Annotated in this window: 1 protein-coding gene; it reads right to left on the bottom strand. The window is 63.0% G+C overall.

Annotation, left to right across the window (positions count from 1 at the left end):
- Window positions 1–454: 454 nt before the first annotated feature.
- Window positions 455–770 (bottom strand): 2'-5' RNA ligase family protein (locus HMPREF0298_RS11235; RefSeq protein ID WP_040423264.1); only part of this gene is annotated, 316 nt, incomplete at its 5' end.

The following is a 770-nucleotide window of genomic DNA, read 5'->3' as shown; positions in this document are numbered from 1 at the left end:
AGCCCACCGCATAGAAGCTGACCCGGTAAGGGGGAAGTAGGTTCTGCAAATTATTATGTCCGACCGCACCTCGCCACCGCCGGATACGTCGCCGTCGGCGTGATAGGCACGGCAGCCGACGGAAAAGGGCCGCGTATGGCCCCCACGGCGCTCCCCATGGGGATCATGTGCCTTTCTTTCGCCGTCCTGCTCCACGCCCGGGTGGGCGCCGTGTAGTCGATGTACGCACTACCCGACGGGGCGAGATCAATCGGCTGCTTATTCGTGCAAGCGGACATGCTCGGGTTTCAGTACGGGGTTGCAGTGGCGGTAATTGTGTGGTCAGCGTGTCCACGCTCCTCGACGAACTCAATCTGGCATTTCAGAGCATCGTCAGCAAGACAGTTCCCGGGCCATCTCCGTCCGCTACTGCCCCATCGGGGGACTTCACCCAAAAACTGTTCACACGAACCTCCTAGCGCAAGTAGAAGGTGTCCACGATGTCGTAGCGCGGTCCACCACCGCGCCCCTTACCCAGGTGCGACTCCATGAGGTGGACCTCGTCGACGGTGAAGTCCGGCCCACAGTAGACGGAGAGGGCGTGGGAGTGGTCGTCGATAAGCCAGGCGTCGCGAGTGCGGTGGCACTTCTTGGCCACCGTCAGGTGCGCGCGCTGGCGGCGGTCCTCCTCGAGCGAACACTCGCTCATGAGCTCGCGCAGCTGCGGCTTGTCCCCACCCACTCCGATCCAGAGGGTACGACGATCAAACGCCCCCGCGCCTCGAAGGTGT

The organism is Corynebacterium lipophiloflavum DSM 44291 (assembly GCF_000159635.1).
In the GTDB taxonomy this organism is placed as follows: domain Bacteria; phylum Actinomycetota; class Actinomycetes; order Mycobacteriales; family Mycobacteriaceae; genus Corynebacterium; species Corynebacterium lipophiloflavum.
The sequence above is the reverse complement of the archived record's forward strand: the minus strand, read 5'-3'. Positions and strand labels throughout refer to the sequence as shown.